Origin of the sequence: Pseudomonas sp. UBA6753, assembly GCF_002453565.1 — a bacterium.
Taxonomy (GTDB): domain Bacteria; phylum Pseudomonadota; class Gammaproteobacteria; order Pseudomonadales; family Pseudomonadaceae; genus Aquipseudomonas; species Aquipseudomonas putida_Z.
On record NZ_DKHD01000014.1, the window covers coordinates 94935 to 112133 of the forward strand.

Consider the following 17199-nt stretch of genomic DNA (forward strand, 5'->3'; position numbering starts at 1 on the left):
GAGTCCAATTGTGCCTACCAAACAAAAGTCCCGGTTTCCGGGCATCAAAAGGGCGACCCCAAGGGGTCGCCCTTTTGTTTTTGTCGTGCCCAACGAAGGGCGACTTCACGCGCTACAGCCTCGTCGGATAACCGCATAGCGAATTGCGACTATAGTGAGTCTCTAGCGATGGGGTCAGAGATGCGGCTATGCCTTCGATTGATGTGTCGCTTCCGTTGAGCCTGCGCAAACGAGCCATGTTGGCCAGTGCGTTGAACCTTCTCGCTGTCTTTGCTTCCCAGGTCATGCGGCTGGGCGGCAATCTGGTTATCACCCGCTTGCTCGTGCCGGAAATGTTCGGCGTGATGGCCATTGCCACCACTGTTGCAGTGGTGCTGCAACTGCTTTCCGATGTTGGACTGCGGCCGAACGTCATTCAGAGCTCGCGCGGCGACGAACCGCTGTTTCTCGATACCGTGTGGACGGTGCAAGTCATCCGTGGGTTTGTGCTGTTCCTTCTGACGTTGCTATTGGCCCTGGGCGCTAAATTCACGCAGTACATCGAACTGTGGCCGGCCCATTCCACCTACGCCGCTCCAGAGCTACCGATGGTGCTGGCTTTGTCTGGGTTCGCCGCGATCATCTATGGCTTCCAGTCGCCCAAGGTCGATGTGGCCATCCGTGTCTTCCAGCAGAAGAAGGTAGTGATCGCCGAACTGATTGCACAGTTTGTCGGTTTGATCGTGATGCTCGTGGCAGGCTATCTCACCCGCTCCATCTGGTCATTGGTGGCGGCGGGGCTGCTGAGCACACTGGTTTTCACCGTACTCAGTCACCTGGTCTTCCAGGGGCCGCGCAACCGCCTGCGATGGGACCCCGCCGCGCTGCGCGAGGTGTTCGATTACGGACGCTGGATCTTGTTGTCGTCCTCCGTAGGGGTGCTGGCGATGCAGGGTGACCGGATCTGGTTCGGCGGAAGTATGTCGGTCGCGGAACTAGGGGTCTATTCCATCGCTGTCGCCATCCTCGGGGCCATTCAGTCGGTCCTGCTGCGGCTGGCGGGGGCAGTCGCCTTGCCGGCCTTCAGTGAGGCAACGAGAAGTGGCGACAAAGAGCGGGTGCGCAGCCTTTACTACCGTTCCAGGGTGCTGTTCGACCTGACCTCGCTGTTCGCTTGCGGTTTTTTGCTGACTGCCAGCCCGCTGTTGATCAGTTGGCTGTACGACGACCGTTATGCCGGCGCCGGCAATACCATGGCCATTCTCTCGCTCTCTCTTTTCACCTTGCGCTTCACGCTGGCACACCAGCTCTGGTTGGCCCTGGGGCTGACCAAATACGTGGCGATGGACAACATCATCCGGGTCGTTTCGCTGTTTATCCTGCTGCCGGTCCTCATGGCCATCGGTGGCGTGAGCTATGCCATCTGGGGTGTGGCGCTGCATACCTTCTTCACGCTTTTCCTGATTTTTCCTGTCAACCGCAAACTGGGTCTGCTGGACCTCAAGCGCGAGGTTGTAGTACTGCCTGCCCTGCTGATCGGCGTCATTTTCGGTGAAATGATAACCAGCCTGTTCACCTGATTGGGCCGTGAAGGCGCAGGCAGGTGAGCGTGTGGTCGGTAGACACATGGGCCGCGAAAGGTTCCAGCGCCTGGGAGGGGAGGCTGCATCAGGCGGCCCCTGAGGCCGCACGGTCAGGTATGCCGTTGTTATCTTTCGCCATATTCACAAGTAGAAAAAATGGCGCCATAAAACATACAGTTTCCACTGGCTAATCATTGAATAATCAATGATTAAGCGTGTCTTGACAGATCTTTTTCGCAGATCTTTAATCTTTTGGTATATGGCAGCCTGAGGCGTTTAACTGCCAAAGGTTATTGCGTGTTTATTTGGCAGCGCTTATTACCTGTTAACTGGATAAGCTCCAAGGACATGAAATGAGAGAGCACATACGAAAGCTCATAACGCCGTCGATGCGCTTCGAAATAAGAAAGTTCTTGACTTGGGCCCAGGATATAATGGGGCGCGCGTGTTTGTGGCGCTGGGAAATTACCAGGTTTCGGCTGCAGACAAGTAACGACTACGAAGTCTTATATGTGGGTCGAAAGAGCCGCAAGGAGATGGCCAAGCTGCTCATCGGCGGTAAACCCGAGGCCGACACCAAATCCGGCGATGGCACGCAACAGCCTGGCGCCGCGTCCCATAGGGTGTTGATTAGCGAGATGCCCAGTGCAGGTGCCCTGTACGTGCCCCATTACCTGAGTGCCATCATCCCCCTGGGGCGTCCGCTGGAAGAGATCATCGCCCGCTACGACGGTGAACTGCGCCGCAACATCCGCAAGTGTCGGCCACTGTACCGCATGCAGCAGGTGCTGACGGACGAGGAGATTGGCAAGGCCGACCGGGAAATGTTGCAGCCATATGCTCAGGCGCGGCATGGCCTGCATGCCAAACAATTCGACTCCCAGGAAGTGTTGCGCATCGCCCAGACCGTTGGCCGGCTCGACCTCGTGATGAAAGGCGAGGAGGTTGTAGCCTGTCATTTCGGTTGTGTAATAACCCGGGCCGGCAAGCGCTATTGGAGCACGCTTCGCTTTGGCTACCCGGAGGCCGTCTTCAATGACCCAAAACGACTGCGCGAGGTCAACTCGATCACTACCTTCATGGCCCTGGAATGGGCCATCGAGCAGGGTTTCGATTATTACGATATCGGCCAATGTCTGGCACGTCCGGACGATGGGCTTTTGAAATGGAAGCGCCGGCGCGGCGGTGATGTGGATACCTTGGGCAACCAGGCTTATATGTTTGTCCGGCTGCCGAAGACCGGCATCGCCAAGTTTCTCTGGGAATTCCCGTTATTTGCCGTCGAGAACAGCAGGCTCACACTGCATCTGGGTTTGCCGGATGGGCCAAGTGACGAGGAAGTTGTCGACCGCTATCGTGAAATGGTCTTCGGTGGATTATTCAAGATATACATTTACTGTGCGAAAGCGCCTGGCGAACTGCTGCTGGAGAACTTGCGCGATCGATATGCTCACTTCCAGTCCCCTCCCATTCTGGAAAAAGTAGTGTGCAACTGAGCGTGAAAGAAAGCCTTTCAATGAGAGCGCTGCATGATGAACGACATTTCGGATGTAGACACGAAGGGATCCGACCATAAAAGCTGGAGCTTGGCCGCATACAAGTACCTCGCAAGAAAGCGGCTGGTACGAAAGCCGTCGGAGAACCTGAAGAACCTTGCGGTCAGGACCTGGGATATCGCCCCGGTCGAGGTCACCCCAGCGCCTCCCGCTTTCTTTCTGCCGAATCAGTTGGAGCGAGTGACCGGCTGGGAAGCGAAACGTTTCTTTCCTTTCGAGCATCCGCGGCGGACCATGGAGGGGCTGGGCAGCGTCGCACAGGCCCCTACCAAGGGCTATCTGATCAAGGATGTCATTCTGATCGATGGCGCACTCTACAAGAACAATGCCAGCTTCTGGCTGTCTGACCGGCCCAACGGGTTGCCGCGAATCGTCGTGGAGCAAGAGATCGAGCGTGGGGCCGCTTATTGTTCACGTTACGGCAACCGTTGGTTTGGAACGTGGCTGGCCGAGGATTGCGTCACATATGCTTTGGCCCGTAACGAAGGCGTGCCGGTCACCACGGCACCCTCCGGCAGGTTCCCCCTTTTTTCCCAGGCTGCGCAGTACGAAGAATGGCTTGGCATGCATCCGCTTCGGCTGCACACGGCCTTTTTTCGAGAGTTGGTGCTGTTCGATGACTTCAGCCACAACACAAACCAGTCCGAGCGATACCGCGCCATGGGCCGGAAGTTGTTGTCGCGGGTAAATTACCAGTCCCACCCCGGGGTTTTCATCTTGCGGGGCTGTGACGGAGATCCGCGCCTGCTGCACAACGAACTGGAGATCGCCGAACATCTGCAAAAACATCGCGGCTTTCGCATCCTTGCCCCTTTGAAGTGCGACCTGGCAACCATCGTGGAAACCTGTGCCGGGGCGAGGGTAGTGGTGGGCGTCGAAGGCAGCCAGCTCATCCACGGTATGAATGTGCTGTCGCCCGGCGCTTCGGTGCTGACGCTGCAGCCACCTGATCGCTTTGTCTGCTTCTACAAGTACCTGACTGATCGCGATCAACAGCATTTCGGCTTTGTGGTCGGGATACCTGATGGCAGCGGCTTCCGCATCGACCTCGATGAGCTCGAACGGACCTTGGATCTGCTGCCGTCATGACAAGGCAAGGCATGCCATGACTGCCTGAGGTGCATGGCCACTGGTTGCACGGTGTAACGTATGGTCGCGGTCCTTGCCCGGGGAGGGCGTGCTAGAATCCGCGCCTTCGAATCTGGAGGTACACGCGTGCGCAAACTGGCTGTGGTAATGGCAGTGCTCGCCCTGGCGGGCTGTGAGAACGAGGTCGAAGGCGTGCACAAACAGGTGGCCGAACACCTGCACAATCCCAAGACCGCCAAGTTCGGCAACGTGCGGATCGACACCCAGGGCACCATCTGCGGCCAGGTCCGCGGCAAGGATGATGCCGGGCAGTACGAAGCCTACCGCAGCTACGTGGCGATCAAGCGCGATGGCCAATACGAAATCATCGTCGACGACAGCGGCAACAACCTGCGCATCCGCGAGATGTGTGGCGGCGCCGAGCTGCAGCGTCGCGCCGAAGCCCTGGCTGGCCAGCCGGCCCCGCAAGGCTGGGATGTGGAAGTGATCCAGGGCGCCAACATGGGCGCGCTCAGCGACATGACCGCGCGCCTGATCGAAAAGGGCATCCCGTCCTCGGTGGAGTACCGCGACGGCAAGCCGGTGGTGCTGATGGGGCCGTTCCCCAGCCGTGAGGAAGCCGAAGCACGCAAGGCCGAGGTGATGGCCAAGCTGGGTACCGATTCGGTGGTGATCCAGCACGGCGCAGCGCGCTGAACCCGGTTTCTGCAGGCGCGGCCTTTTGTGGGAGCGGCCTTGTGTCGCGAAAGGGCTGCGCAGCGGCCCCAGAATCTTGAACCCTGCACAGATTGCCGGGGCCGCTATGCGGCCCTTTCGCGACACAAGGCCGCTCCCACACGGCTTCCACAAGGCCGCTTGTGCAAGGTCGGCGCGGCACAGTCAAACGCGCGCTAGACATTGTCCGCACAGTTTTGGCTATGCTTGGCAGGAAGAAGCCGAACGGGGAGGGCCTCATGTCTACACTGGAGCGGGCCATTGCCGTGGCCGCCAGGGCGCATGAAGGGCAATACGACAAGGGTGGGGCTGCTTATATCCTCCACCCGCTACGCGTGATGATGCGGGTTTCCACAACCGAACAACGGATTGTCGCGGTGCTTCACGATGTGATCGAAGACACCCCGCTGACCCTGTCCGACTTGGCGCGCGAGGGGTTCGCGCTGAAAATCCTTGCCGCCTTGCTGGCGCTCAGCCGCCGTGAGGGCGAGGCCTACCAGGACTTCGTGGTGCGCCTGGGCGGTGACCCGCTGGCACGCACCGTCAAGCTGGCCGACCTGGCCGACAACAGCGACCTTTCGCGCATCCCCTGCCCAGGCCCCACCGACCTGGCGCGGCTGGCGCGTTACCGCGAAGCAAGCGCCTACCTGCAGGCGTTGGCCTGAGGTTGAATACGCGGTCAGTCTTCCTTCGGCACGGTCCAGAAAATCTGCACACCGCCATCGTCGCGGTGGGCGAGGGTGACGTTATCGTTTTCGGCGATTTCCTCGAGCAGGGTTTCCCAGTCTTCCGGGGCTTCCTGTTCCAGGCGAAAGATCAGCGCCGCGCGGCTGCGCTGGGCAGTGGGGCTGTTGATGATCTTCTGGATGCGCATACCCAGTTGTTCATAGCTGCTCGGGGTGGCGGAGGCGGTGCTGGACACAAGTGTTTCCTTGTTTTTGCTGTATGCACATACAGTATTTCACTGTAAGTAATTTCGCAACAGCTTGTCAGGCGAAAACTGTGCTCAAGCCTGGGCCGATCCGTGCGCAGCGTTATCCAGGGTATTCCACAGGCTTCTCATCGTAGGGTTCTGATGCGGGAGACCCTGTGGGAGCGGGCGTGCCCGCGAACACCGGCGAAGCCGGTGCCATACACCGCGTCGCATGCTTCGCGGGCATGCCCGCTCCCACAGGTATCGCGCAACTGCAAATGCTGATGATCATTCATACATTTGTATGGCTGATGGCTCCGTCTATTGAAAATGGTCGATACCACCCCCCGCCAACCCCGCATAACCTCAGGCCAACACGCACTGGTCACTACTGACAAGACGAAGCCCTCTACACCAGTCGCAAACGCCAACGGGAAGCCACCAGCATGTCAGCGAAATCCGATTTGTCCCTGTTACCCAACAAACCGCTATGGTTTGCCCCGAGCGCGCCACGGGCCCGGCTGGACGGCGTGGCCGATGCCGATGTGGTGATCGTCGGTGCCGGGTACACGGGGTTGTGGACCGCCTACTACCTGCTCAAGAGCGACCCGTCGCTGCGCGTGGTGCTGCTGGAAAAGAACGCCGTCGGCTTCGGCGCCTCAGGCCGCAACGGCGGTTGGGCCTCGGCGATCTTCCCGATTTCCCTGCACCGGGTGGAGCAACTGTATTCCCACCCTGCGGCCTTGCACCTGCAGGCTGCGATGAACGCAACGGTCGACGAGATCGGCCGGGTGCTGGCGCTGGAAGAGATCGATGCCGACTATGCCAAACAGGGCTTCCTCTCCCTGGCCCGCAGCGCCCCGCAGATGGCGCGGGCGCGTGCGGCCGTGGAGTCCTCGGCGCGCTTCGGGCTGCCTGACCAGTGGCAAGTGCTGGAGGCTGCCGAAGCCCAGGCCCGGACCGGTGCCCAAGGCACCCTTGGCGGCCTCTACACCGAACACTGCGCGCTCATCCACCCCGGCAAGCTGGTACGTGGCCTGGCCAAGCTGGTCGAAAGCCTGGGCGCGACAATTTACGAGCAGTCGGCGGTCACCCAGATGGCCCCGGGCGTGGTGCACACCGAACATGGTTCGGTACGTGCCGGCATGACGGTGCGGGCCACCGAGGCATTCACTTCGCAACAGCCGGGCAAGTCGCGTTTCGTCATCCCGCTGTATTCGCTGGTGCTGGCCACCGAGCCGTTGCCACGAGAGCTGCTGGCCCGGCTAAACCTCGACCACCGCCTGGCGTTCAACGACATGCGCCACCTGCGCGTATACGGCCAGGTCACCGCAGAAGGCCGGCTGGTGTTCGGTGGCCGGGGCGCGCCCTACAAATGGGGCTCGAGCATGCCTGAGCAGGCCGACCTGGTGGACAGTATCCACGGCAAGATCCACGACACCCTGCTCGAATTCTTCCCGGCCCTGCGCGACGCCCGCATCACCCACCGCTGGGGTGGCGCGCTGGGTGTTTCCCGCGACTGGTGCCCGACCGTCAGTATCGACCGCAACCAGCGCATGGCCTGGGCCGGCAACTACGTCGGTGATGGCGTGGCCACCAGCAACCTGGCCGGGCGCATTCTGCGCAACCTGATTCTCGAGCGTGATGAAGACATCAACACGCTGCCCCTGGTTAACCACCGCTCGCCATCCTGGGAGCCAGAACCGCTGCGCTGGTTCGGCATCAACAGCGGCCTGGCTGCCGCGTCGCTCAGTGATCTGGAGGAGCGCTACACCCACAAACCTTCACGTACCGCGATGCTGCTGGAAAAGCTCACCGGCGCCCATTGACAAGGAGAAACCCCATGCCTTCGTTCACCATCATCAAGCACGCCGATATCAAGGCACTGCCACTGAACCCTGCCGGTCAGCGTGCCGGCGCCGACAAGGGAGACCCTCAGATCGCCATCAGCAAGCAGGCCCCGGAAGCGGTCGGCAACCTTGGTGTGTGGGAGTGCCAGCCGGGTGGCTGGCCGGTGGTCGACCGCCCTGACACCGAGTTCACCTACATCATCTCCGGCAAGGCGCTGCTCACCGACGACAGCACCCGGGAGGTGGTGGAAGTGACCGGCGGCGACCTGATCATCCTGCCGCCAGGCTGGACCGGCCGCTGGGACGTGCTGGAAACCGTGCGCAAGGTCTACGCCATCTACTGACGCAACACTGGCCCTTTGTACCTTGCTCGGCATTTGAAAGCTGGCGCGATCCCTGTGGGAGCGGGCTTGCCCGCGAACACGGGCGAAGCCCGTGCCATCCACCGCGGTGCCTGATTCGCGGGCACGCCCGCTCCCACAGGGGCAGGCGCTCTACCAATGAATTACGGGAAAAATACAATGACCCAAACCATCATGAACTGGATCTCCGGCGCTCAGGCCGAGACCACCAGCGGCCAGCAACTGCCGGTCTACAACCCGGCCACCGGCGTGGTCACCGGCCAGGTGCAGCTGTCTGCGCAAAAGGACGTGGACGCCGCCGTCGCGTCGGCCAAGGCCGCTTTCCCGGCCTGGAGCAACCTCTCGCCACTGCGCCGTTCGCGGGTGCTGAACAAGTTCCTGGCGTTGCTCAACGAGCACCGCGACGACCTGGCCCGCATGATTACCGCCGAGCACGGCAAGGTGTTCACCGATGCCCAGGGCGAGGTGATGCGCGGCATCGAGATCGTCGAGTTTGCCTGCGGCGCGCCGCAGCTGCTGAAAACCGACTTCACCGACCAGGTCAGCACCAACATCGACAACTGGACCCTGCGCCAGCCACTGGGCGTGGTCACCGGCATCACCCCGTTCAACTTCCCGGTGATGGTACCGATGTGGATGTTCCCGGTCGCCCTGGCCACCGGCAACACCTTCGTGCTCAAGCCCAGCCCGCTGGACCCGAGCCCGAGCCTGTTCATCTCCGAGCTGCTGAAGCAGGCCGGCCTGCCGGACGGCGTGTTCAACGTGGTGCAGGGCGACAAGGACGCGGTCAACGCGCTGATCGAGCACCCGGATGTGCAGGCGGTGTCGTTCGTCGGCTCCACGCCGATCGCCAACCACATCTACGAAACCGGTGCCCGCCACGGCAAGCGCGTGCAGGCGCTGGGCGGGGCGAAGAACCACCTGGTGGTGATGCCCGACGCCGACATCGATCAGGTGGTCGATGCGCTGATCGGTGCCGCCTATGGCTCGGCTGGCGAGCGTTGCATGGCGATCAGCGTGGCGGTGTTTGTCGGTGACGATACTGCCGAGAAGGTCATGCCCAAGCTGATCGAGCGTACCCGCGAGCTGAAAGTGCTGAACGGTACCAACCTGGAAGCCGAGATGGGCCCGATCGTCACCCGCGCGGCGCTGGAGCGCATCACCGGCTACATCGAGCAAGGCGTGAAGGAGGGCGCGAAGCTGCTGGTCGATGGCCGCAACTTCAACGGCCAGGCGGCTGGCGAAGGTTGTGGTGACGGTTTCTGGCTGGGCGGCACGCTGTTCGACAACGTCACCCCGGACATGCGCATCTACAAGGAAGAGATCTTCGGCCCGGTACTGGCCTGCCTGCGGGTGAAGGACTTTGCCGAAGCGGTCGACCTGATCAACGCCCACGAGTTTGGCAATGGCGTGAGCCTGTACACCCGCGACGGCCACATCGCCCGCGAGTTCGGCCGCCGTATCCAGGTGGGCATGGTCGGTATCAACGTACCGATCCCGGTGCCGATGGCCTGGCATGGCTTTGGTGGCTGGAAGAAGAGCCTGTTCGGCGACATGCATGCCTACGGTGAGGAAGGGGTGCGCTTCTACACCAAGCAGAAAAGCATCATGCAGCGCTGGCCGCAGGCGATTGCCAAGGGGGCGGAGTTCGCGATGCCGACCAGCCACTGAGGCCTTCGGCTAGCTGACAGCAAACGGCCCCGCCCACGCAGCGGGGCTGTTTGCATTTCAGGGGGTACTAGTGATCAGTACTCCCAGAAGATCCGCTGCAGCTCCTTGCTGTCCTGGGTCTTGGTCATCGCCACCATCGCCAGGATCCGCGCCTTTTGCGGGTTCAGGTCATGGGCCACGACCCAGTCGTTCTTGTCATCCGGCTGTTCGGCATTGCGCAGCACGAAACCACCTTGGTTGACGTGCGACGAGCGAATGATCTGCACGCCGTTCTTGCGCAGTTCCTGCAGCGCCGGCACTACCCGCGACGACACCGAACCGTTGCCGGTACCGGCATGGATCAGTGCCTTGGCCCCATTCTGCGCCAGCGCCTTGTAGGCGGTGTCGGTGACGTTGCCATAGCCATAGGCGATGTCCACCTGCGGCAGGCTGCTGATCTGCTTGATGTCGAACTCGGAGTTGACCGTGTGGCGCTTGGCCGGCAGGCGGAACCAGTAGGACTTGCCTTCCACCACCATGCCCATCGGGCCCCAGGCGCTCTTGAAGGCTTCGGTCTTGATGTTGAGCGCCTTGCTCACATCGCGGCCGGACTGGATCTCGTCATTCATGGTCACCAGCACGCCCTTGCCGCGCGACTGCTTGTCGCTGGCCACGGCCACGGCGTTGTACAGGTTGAGCATGCCGTCAGCGGACATGGCGGTGCCCGGGCGCATCGAACCGACGACCACGATCGGCTTGTCGGTCTTTTCCACCAGGTTGAGGAAGTAGGCGGTTTCTTCCAAGGTGTCGGTGCCGTGGGTGATGACGATACCGTCCACGTCCTTGCTTTCGGCAAGTTCGGCAACGCGTTTGCCCAACTTGAGCAGGTCGTCGTTGGAGATGCTCTCAGAGGCGATCTGCATGACCTGCTCGCCGCGCACGTTGGCCACGTTGGCCAGTTCCGGTACGCCGGCGATCAGCTTGTCGACACCCACCTTGGCGGCCTGGTAGGTGGCGCTGTTGGCGGCGCTGGCGCCAGCACCGGCAATGGTGCCGCCGGTGGCGAGAATGACCACGTTGGCCAGCTTCTGCTGGGTTTCGGCTTCTTTGGCCGAAACGGTGGTTGGCAGCACCAGCAGCAGGGCGAGTGCGCTGGGGGCGAAGGTTTTCAGTGCGGCATTCATCGTTATTGTTCTCTCTCTTCCTAATGAGATGGTTGTTTTGTCGCACAGGGTGCAAGGCAGGTTTCGTACCAGTTGTGCGCACGGGCCTTGTGGGAGCGGCCTTGTGTCGCGAAAGGGGCGCGCAGCGGCCCCGGATCCCGGCGCAACAACACACATTGCCGGGGCCGCCTTGCGGCCCTTTCGCGACACAAGGCCGCTCCCACATGCGGGGGTGTGTCATTCGAGATTCCGAACAAACGTAGGAAAAGACGTTCGGCTTTTCGGAAAAAATCCGGATAAACTGCCCCAGGCTCGACTTGATCTCCCACAGCCAAACGGATTTGACAAACCCCGGTCCTGTTTCCATAGTTAGGCAACGCAAACGTTTGCGATCCGACAAAAAACACAAGATCCGGAGTCATCGTCCATGAAACTGCCGTTCCCCGGTCGCCTGCTGGCCCTCGCGGTCATTTCCTCGCTGTCCCTGGCCCTGCCGTTTTCGGCCGCCCACGCCGAAGACAAGCCCAAGGTCGCCCTGGTCATGAAGTCGCTGGCCAACGAGTTCTTCCGCACCATGGAAGACGGCGCCAAGGACTACCAGAAAGCCCACGCTGATGAATTCGAGCTGATTGCCAACGGCATCAAGAACGAGACCGACACCGGCGAGCAGATCCGCATCGTCGAGCAGATGGTCAACGCGGGCGCCAAGGCCTTGGTCATTGCCCCGGCCGACTCCAAGGCGCTGGTATCGGCGGTGAAGAAGGCCATGGACCAGGGCGTGGTGGTGATCAACATCGACAACCGCCTGGACCCGGCGCTGCTCAAGAGCAAAGGCATCAGCGTACCCTTCGTGGGCCCCGACAACCGCAAGGGCGCGCGCCTGGTCGGCGACTACCTGGCCAACGAGAAGCTCAAGGCCGGCGACCAGGTCGGCATCATCGAAGGCGTGCCGACCACCACCAACGCCCAGCAGCGTACCGCCGGCTTCAAGGACGCCATGGAGGCCGCGCAGATCAAGATCGTCTCGGTGCAGAGCGGCAATTGGGAAATCGACAAAGGCAACGCCGTCGCCGCTTCCATGCTCAACGAATACCCCGACCTGAAAGCCCTGCTGGCCGGTAACGACAGCATGGCCCTGGGCGCCGTGTCGGCCGTGCGTGCTGCTGGCAAAGCCGGCCAGGTGCAAGTGGTGGGCTACGACAACATCAACGCCATCAAGCCGATGCTCGCCGATGGCCGTGTGCTCGCCACCCTCGACCAGGCGGCCAGCCAGCAGGCGGTGTACGGCATCCAGGCGGCACTGAAAATGGTCAAGGGCGAGAAACCCGACGTGGATGCCGACAACGTCATCCAGACCCCGGTCCAACTCATCACCAAGCCCTGATCGCTGGCAGGAGAAACGGCCATGCCTGCATCGGCCAATGAAGTGGTGCTCGCCGCCAGCGGCCTGGGCAAGACCTACGCCCAGCCCGTGCTCGGCGAGGTCAGCCTGAACCTGCGTGCCGGTGAAGTGCTGGCGCTCACCGGTGAGAACGGCGCCGGCAAGAGCACCCTGTCCAAGCTCATCAGTGGCCTGGAAACCCCCACCACCGGGCACATGCACTACCGCGGCCAGGCCTACGCGCCTGGCAGCCGCAGCGAGGCCGAGCGCCTCGGCGTGCGCATGGTCATGCAGGAGCTGAACCTGCTGCCCACGCTGACCGTGGCGGAAAACCTGTTCCTCGACAACCTGCCCGGGCGCTTTGGCTGGATCAGCCAAAAGCGCCTGCGCCAACTGGCCACGGCCGCCATGGCCCAGGTCGGCCTCGACGCCATCGACCCGGATACCCCGGTCGGCGAGCTGGGCATCGGCCACCAGCAGATGGTCGAGATCGCCCGCAACCTGATCGGCGACTGCCATGTGCTGATCTTCGATGAACCCACCGCCATGCTCACCGCGCGCGAGGTGGAGCTGCTGTTCACCCAGATCGAGCGCCTGCGCCAACGTGGCGTGGCCATCGTCTACATCTCACATCGCCTGGAAGAACTGCAGCGCGTGGCCCAGCGCATCGTCGTGCTGCGCGACGGCAAGCTGGTGTGCGACGAGCCGATACAGCGCTACAGCAGCGCCGAACTGGTCAACCTGATGGTCGGCCGCGAGCTGGGCGAGCATATCGACCTGGGCCGCCGGCAGATCGGCGCGCCGCTGCTCAAGGTCGACAAGCTCAGCCGTGCCGACAAGGTGCGTGAAGTGTCGTTCGAGGTCAGGGCAGGGGAGATCTTCGGCATCTCCGGCCTGATCGGTGCCGGCCGTACCGAGCTGTTGCGCCTGATCTACGGCGCCGACCGTGCCGACAGCGGCAGCATTGCCCTCGGCCAGCCACCGCAGGTGGTCACCATCGACTCGCCCAAGGCTGCCGTGCAGGCCGGTATCGCGCTGATCACCGAAGACCGCAAAGGCGAGGGCCTGCTGCTGACGCAGTCGATCAGCGCCAATATCGCCCTGGGCAACCTCGGCGCGGTATCACGGGCCGGAGTGCTCGATGGCGAAGCCGAAGCGGCATTGGCCGAGCGCCAGATCAAGGCCATGCGCATTCGCAGTGCCGGCCCGCAGCAGGTGGTGGGCGAGCTGTCTGGCGGCAACCAGCAGAAGGTGGTGATCGGCCGCTGGCTGGAGCGCGATTGCCAGGTGCTGCTGTTCGACGAGCCCACCCGTGGCATCGACGTCGGCGCCAAGTTCGACATCTATGGCCTGCTGGCCGAGTTGGCGCGCCAGGGCAAGGCCCTGGTGGTGGTGTCCAGCGACCTGCGCGAGCTGATGCTGATCTGCGACCGTATCGCCGTGCTGTCGGCCGGTCGCCTGATCGACACCTTCGAGCGTGACCATTGGAGCCAGGACCAACTGCTGGCCGCGGCCTTTGCCGGTTATCAGAAACGTGACGCACTGCTGCATGACGCAGCTCCCAGGATGGATGCATGAAAACCACCCCGCTCGACAGCCAAGGCGCCGCACCGGTGCGCCGCAGTGGCACCTATCTTGGCCTGGGTACCTACCTGGGCCTGGCCGGCGCCTTGCTGGCGATGATCGTGCTGTTCTCGTTCCTCAGCAGCCACTTCTGGTCGTACAACACCTTCAGTACCCTGGCCAACCAGATCCCGGACCTGATGGTGCTAGCGGTGGGCATGACCTTCGTGCTGATCATCGGCGGCATCGACCTGTCGGTGGGCTCGGTGCTGGCGCTGGCGGCCTCCACGGTCAGCGTGGCGATCCTCGGCTGGGGTTGGGGCGTGCTGCCTTCGGCCCTGCTGGGCATGGCCGTGGCCGCGCTGGCCGGCAGCATCACCGGCGGGGTTACCGTGGCCTGGCGCATTCCGTCGTTCATCGTCTCGCTCGGGGTGCTGGAAATGGCCCGCGGCCTGGCCTACCAGTTCACCGACTCGCGCACCGCCTATATCGGCGATGCCTATGCCTGGTTCTCCAACCCCATCGCATTCGGCATCTCGCCGGCGTTCATCATCGCCTTGCTGGTGATCGTGCTGGCCCAGTTGGTGCTGACCCGCACGGTGTTCGGCCGCTACCTGATCGGCATCGGCACCAACGAAGAGGCCGTGCGCCTGGCCGGCATCGACCCGCGCCCGTACAAGGTGCTGGTGTTCGCCCTGATGGGCCTGCTTGCTGGCCTGGCCGCGCTGTTCCAGATATCGCGCCTGGAAGCCGCCGACCCCAATGCCGGCTCCGGCCTGGAGCTGCAGGTGATCGCCGCCGTGGTGATTGGCGGCACCAGCCTGATGGGCGGGCGTGGCTCGGTCATCAGCACCTTCTTTGGCGTACTGATCATTTCGGTGCTGGCCGCAGGGCTGGCGCAGATCGGTGCCAGCGAACCGACCAAACGCATCATCACCGGGGCGGTGATTGTCATCGCCGTGGTGCTCGACACTTACCGTAGCCGGCGTGCAGGCCGGCGGAACTGAAAACATGGCAACCATCAAAGACGTCGCGGCACTGGCGGGCATTTCCTACACCACCGTGTCCCATGTGCTGAACAAGACCCGGCCGGTCAGCGAGCAGGTGCGGCTGAAAGTCGAAGCCGCCATCGCCGAACTCGACTACGTGCCCAGCGCCGTGGCCCGCTCACTGAAGGCGCGCAGCACGGCCACCATCGGCTTGCTGGTGCCCAACAGCGTCAACCCGTACTTCGCCGAACTGGCGCGGGGCATCGAAGACGCCTGCGAACGCAACGGCTACTGCGTGATCCTGTGCAACTCCGACGACAACCCGCAGAAGCAGCGCAGCTACCTGCGTGTACTGCTGGAAAAGCGCATCGACGGCCTGGTGGTGGCTTCGGTAGGCCAGGACAGCGACCTGCTGCAAAGCCTGACTGGCGTGCGCACGCCAATGGTGATCGTCGACCGCGAACTGGATGGCGTCGACGCCGACCTGGTGCGCATCGACCACGAGCAGGGCGCCTACCTGGCCACCCGTCACCTGCTGGAGCTTGGCCACCGCGACATCGCCTACATCGGCGGCCCCGCCGAGACCGGGGTCACCCAGCTGCGCCTGAGCGGCTTCCGTCGCGCCATGGCCGAGGCCGGTGCAGCGGTGCTGGGCGACCGCGTGCTGCACTGCGACTTCACCAGCCCGGGGGGCCATGCGGTGGCAACCCGGTTGCTGGAGGGCAAGCGGCCCACGGCGATCTTCGCCGGCAACGACATGATCGGCTTCGGCGTGCTGCGCGCCGCGGCCGAACGCAATATCAACGTGCCTGGCGAGCTGTCGGTGATCGGCTTCGACGACATCGAACTCAGCCGCTATGTGTACCCACCGTTGACCACGGTGGGCCAGTCGATCCGCGAGTTGGGCGAGAGCGCCGCGTCGCTGTTGCTGGCGCGTATCGGCACACCCCGCCAGGGCGCGGCGGAGCAACGCATCGTCGCCCCGCGCATCGTGCTGCGCGAGTCCACCGGGCCGCGCCCGGACCTGTTCAACGATTACCGCTAACGCTAAGGAAATGTCATGAGTGCCAAGGTCATGGTAGTCGGTAGCCTCAACATGGACCTGGTGGCCCGCGCCCAGCGCCTGCCCCGGGCCGGCGAAACACTCCCCGGCGAAAGCTTTTTCACCGTGCCGGGCGGCAAGGGGGCCAACCAGGCGGTGGCCGTGGCGCGCCTGGGCGGCAGCGTGGCGATGATCGGCAACGTCGGCGACGATGATTATGGCCGGCAACTGCACCGGGCCTTGTATGTGGAAGGCATCGACTGCCAGGGCGTCAGCACCTGCCAGGGCGTGTCCAGCGGTGTGGCGCTGATCACCGTGGATGCCGCCAGCCAGAACTGCATCGTCATCATCCCCGGTGGCAACGGCCTGCTGACGCCGCAGTCGGTGCAGCGGTTCGATGCATTGCTGCAGGCAGCCGAGGTGATCATCTGCCAGCTGGAAGTACCGGCCGACACCGTGGCCTGGACCTTGGCCCGGGGGCATGAACTGGGCAAGCGGGTGATCCTGAATCCGGCGCCGGCGACCGGCCCCTTGCCGACGGGCTGGTTCGCCCACATCGACTACCTGACGCCCAACGAAAGCGAGGCCGAAGCCCTGACCGGCGTGGTGGTGGCTGATCTGGACAGTGCCCGGCGCGCCGGCGAGCGCTTGCTGCAACTGGGCGCGGGCAAAGTGATCATTACCCTGGGCGCGCAAGGGGCCTTGCTGGTCACTCGTCAGGGCCATCAGCACTTCCCCGCGCCGGTGGTGCAGCCGCTGGACACCACGGCCGCCGGCGATACCTTCATCGGCGGCTTTGCCGCTGGCCTGGTGCGCGGCCTGGAGGAGGGCGAAGCCATCGCCTTCGGCCAGCGCGCCGCGGCCCTGTCGGTTACCCGCGCCGGTGCCCAGCCGTCGATTCCCTACCTGGCGGAGCTTGCGCCATGAAGAAAACCCCACTGCTGAACGTCGCCCTGTCGCGGACCATCGCCGGCATGGGGCATGGTGACATCCTGGTGATCGGCGATGCCGGGCTGCCGGTGCCGCCGGGTGTCGAACTGATCGACCTGGCCGTCACGCCCGGCCTGCCGGATTTCGCCAGCGTGTTGCGGGTTGTGCTGAGCGAGTTGCAAGTGGAGCGCCACGTGCTGGCCGAAGAGATGCAGAAAGTGGTGCCACCGGCGCTGGTCGAGATCGAGCGGCTGAAGGGCAAGCTGGGCAAGCGCGAATGGCTGAGCCATGAAGAATTCAAGGAATTGTCACGCAGTGCCCGTGCGGTAGTGCGCACTGGCGAGTGCCAGCCCTACAGCAACATCGCGCTGATTTCCGGCGTGACCTTCTAGCTCGTCGTTTTGGTCAACGCAGAACCCCTGTGGGAGCGGGCAT

17 protein-coding genes are annotated in these 17199 nt (G+C 63.0%); 15 read left to right on the forward strand and 2 right to left on the reverse strand.

Annotation, left to right across the window (positions count from 1 at the left end; translation table 11 throughout):
• The first annotated feature begins 188 nt into the window (after positions 1-188).
• The 6 genes from B2790_RS06620 (at position 189) to B2790_RS06640 (ending at position 5586) form a co-directional block, all read left to right on the forward strand.
• The gene (locus B2790_RS06620; RefSeq protein WP_137163525.1) at positions 189-1559 is read left to right on the forward strand and encodes an oligosaccharide flippase family protein; all 1371 of its coding nucleotides are present in this window, start codon (positions 189-191) and stop codon (positions 1557-1559) included.
• Positions 1560-1980: 421 nt separating this feature from the next.
• Positions 1981-2055, forward strand: a complete 75-nt coding sequence (locus B2790_RS24950; protein ID WP_350059728.1) for a hypothetical protein — start codon at positions 1981-1983, stop codon at positions 2053-2055.
• Positions 2056-2098: 43 nt separating this feature from the next.
• A complete protein-coding gene (locus B2790_RS06625; RefSeq protein ID WP_414708566.1) occupies positions 2099-3058 on the forward strand; it encodes a hypothetical protein in 960 nt (319 codons plus the stop codon).
• A 33-nt stretch (positions 3059-3091) separates the two neighbouring features.
• A complete protein-coding gene (locus tag B2790_RS06630; protein ID WP_286918500.1) occupies positions 3092-4207 on the forward strand; it encodes a glycosyltransferase 61 family protein in 1116 nt (371 codons plus the stop codon).
• Between the two features lie 126 nt (positions 4208-4333).
• On the forward strand, positions 4334-4903 hold the full coding sequence (locus B2790_RS06635) for an SPOR domain-containing protein (protein ID WP_025338525.1): 570 nt from the start codon (positions 4334-4336) through the stop codon (positions 4901-4903).
• 257 nt (positions 4904-5160) lie between these two features.
• Positions 5161-5586, forward strand: a complete 426-nt coding sequence (locus tag B2790_RS06640; RefSeq protein WP_003260953.1) for an HD domain-containing protein — start codon at positions 5161-5163, stop codon at positions 5584-5586.
• A gap of 14 nt (positions 5587-5600) precedes the next feature.
• Here B2790_RS06640 and B2790_RS06645 read toward each other — a convergent pair whose 3' ends face one another.
• Positions 5601-5843: a DUF1654 domain-containing protein gene (locus B2790_RS06645; RefSeq protein WP_075044724.1), complete on the reverse strand. Its 243-nt coding sequence runs from the start codon at positions 5841-5843 to the stop codon at positions 5601-5603.
• Between the two features lie 437 nt (positions 5844-6280).
• Here B2790_RS06645 and B2790_RS06650 point away from each other — a divergent pair, with 437 nt between their 5' ends.
• The 3 genes from B2790_RS06650 (at position 6281) to B2790_RS06660 (ending at position 9717) form a co-directional block, all read left to right on the forward strand.
• Positions 6281-7663, forward strand: coding sequence for an NAD(P)/FAD-dependent oxidoreductase (locus B2790_RS06650; RefSeq protein ID WP_274120237.1), 1383 nt, complete (start codon positions 6281-6283; stop codon positions 7661-7663).
• Positions 7664-7677: 14 nt separating this feature from the next.
• Positions 7678-8028, forward strand: coding sequence for a cupin domain-containing protein (locus B2790_RS06655; RefSeq protein ID WP_025338531.1), 351 nt, complete (start codon positions 7678-7680; stop codon positions 8026-8028).
• A 177-nt stretch (positions 8029-8205) separates the two neighbouring features.
• Positions 8206-9717 carry a CoA-acylating methylmalonate-semialdehyde dehydrogenase gene (locus B2790_RS06660; RefSeq protein WP_286918501.1) on the forward strand — a complete coding sequence of 504 codons (1512 nt, stop codon included), beginning with the start codon at positions 8206-8208 and terminating at the stop codon, positions 9715-9717.
• 74 nt (positions 9718-9791) lie between these two features.
• Here the strand turns inward: B2790_RS06660 and B2790_RS06665 are convergent, their stop codons facing one another.
• A complete protein-coding gene (locus tag B2790_RS06665; protein WP_075044731.1) occupies positions 9792-10880 on the reverse strand; it encodes an asparaginase in 1089 nt (362 codons plus the stop codon).
• Between the two features lie 406 nt (positions 10881-11286).
• Between B2790_RS06665 and B2790_RS06670 the strand changes: the two genes are divergently transcribed.
• The 6 genes from B2790_RS06670 to rbsD are packed head-to-tail and all read left to right on the forward strand — an operon-like array spanning position 11287 to position 17156.
• On the forward strand, positions 11287-12243 hold the full coding sequence (locus tag B2790_RS06670) for a sugar ABC transporter substrate-binding protein (RefSeq protein WP_075044734.1): 957 nt from the start codon (positions 11287-11289) through the stop codon (positions 12241-12243).
• Positions 12244-12264: 21 nt separating this feature from the next.
• Positions 12265-13818, forward strand: a complete 1554-nt coding sequence (locus B2790_RS06675; protein ID WP_085692082.1) for a sugar ABC transporter ATP-binding protein — start codon at positions 12265-12267, stop codon at positions 13816-13818.
• Positions 13815-14810 carry an ABC transporter permease gene (locus B2790_RS06680; RefSeq protein WP_015269786.1) on the forward strand — a complete coding sequence of 332 codons (996 nt, stop codon included), beginning with the start codon at positions 13815-13817 and terminating at the stop codon, positions 14808-14810. Before B2790_RS06675 ends, B2790_RS06680 begins: the two co-directional genes overlap by 4 nt.
• Positions 14811-14814: 4 nt before the next feature.
• The gene (locus B2790_RS06685; protein ID WP_075044736.1) at positions 14815-15837 is read left to right on the forward strand and encodes a LacI family DNA-binding transcriptional regulator; all 1023 of its coding nucleotides are present in this window, start codon (positions 14815-14817) and stop codon (positions 15835-15837) included.
• A 15-nt stretch (positions 15838-15852) separates the two neighbouring features.
• The gene (gene rbsK / locus B2790_RS06690; protein WP_286918502.1) at positions 15853-16761 is read left to right on the forward strand and encodes a ribokinase; all 909 of its coding nucleotides are present in this window, start codon (positions 15853-15855) and stop codon (positions 16759-16761) included.
• Positions 16758-17156 (forward strand): D-ribose pyranase, encoded by a 399-nt coding sequence (rbsD, locus tag B2790_RS06695; RefSeq protein WP_025338538.1) that lies wholly within the window; start codon positions 16758-16760, stop codon positions 17154-17156. Before rbsK ends, rbsD begins: the two co-directional genes overlap by 4 nt.
• The last annotated feature ends 43 nt before the right edge of the window (positions 17157-17199 follow it).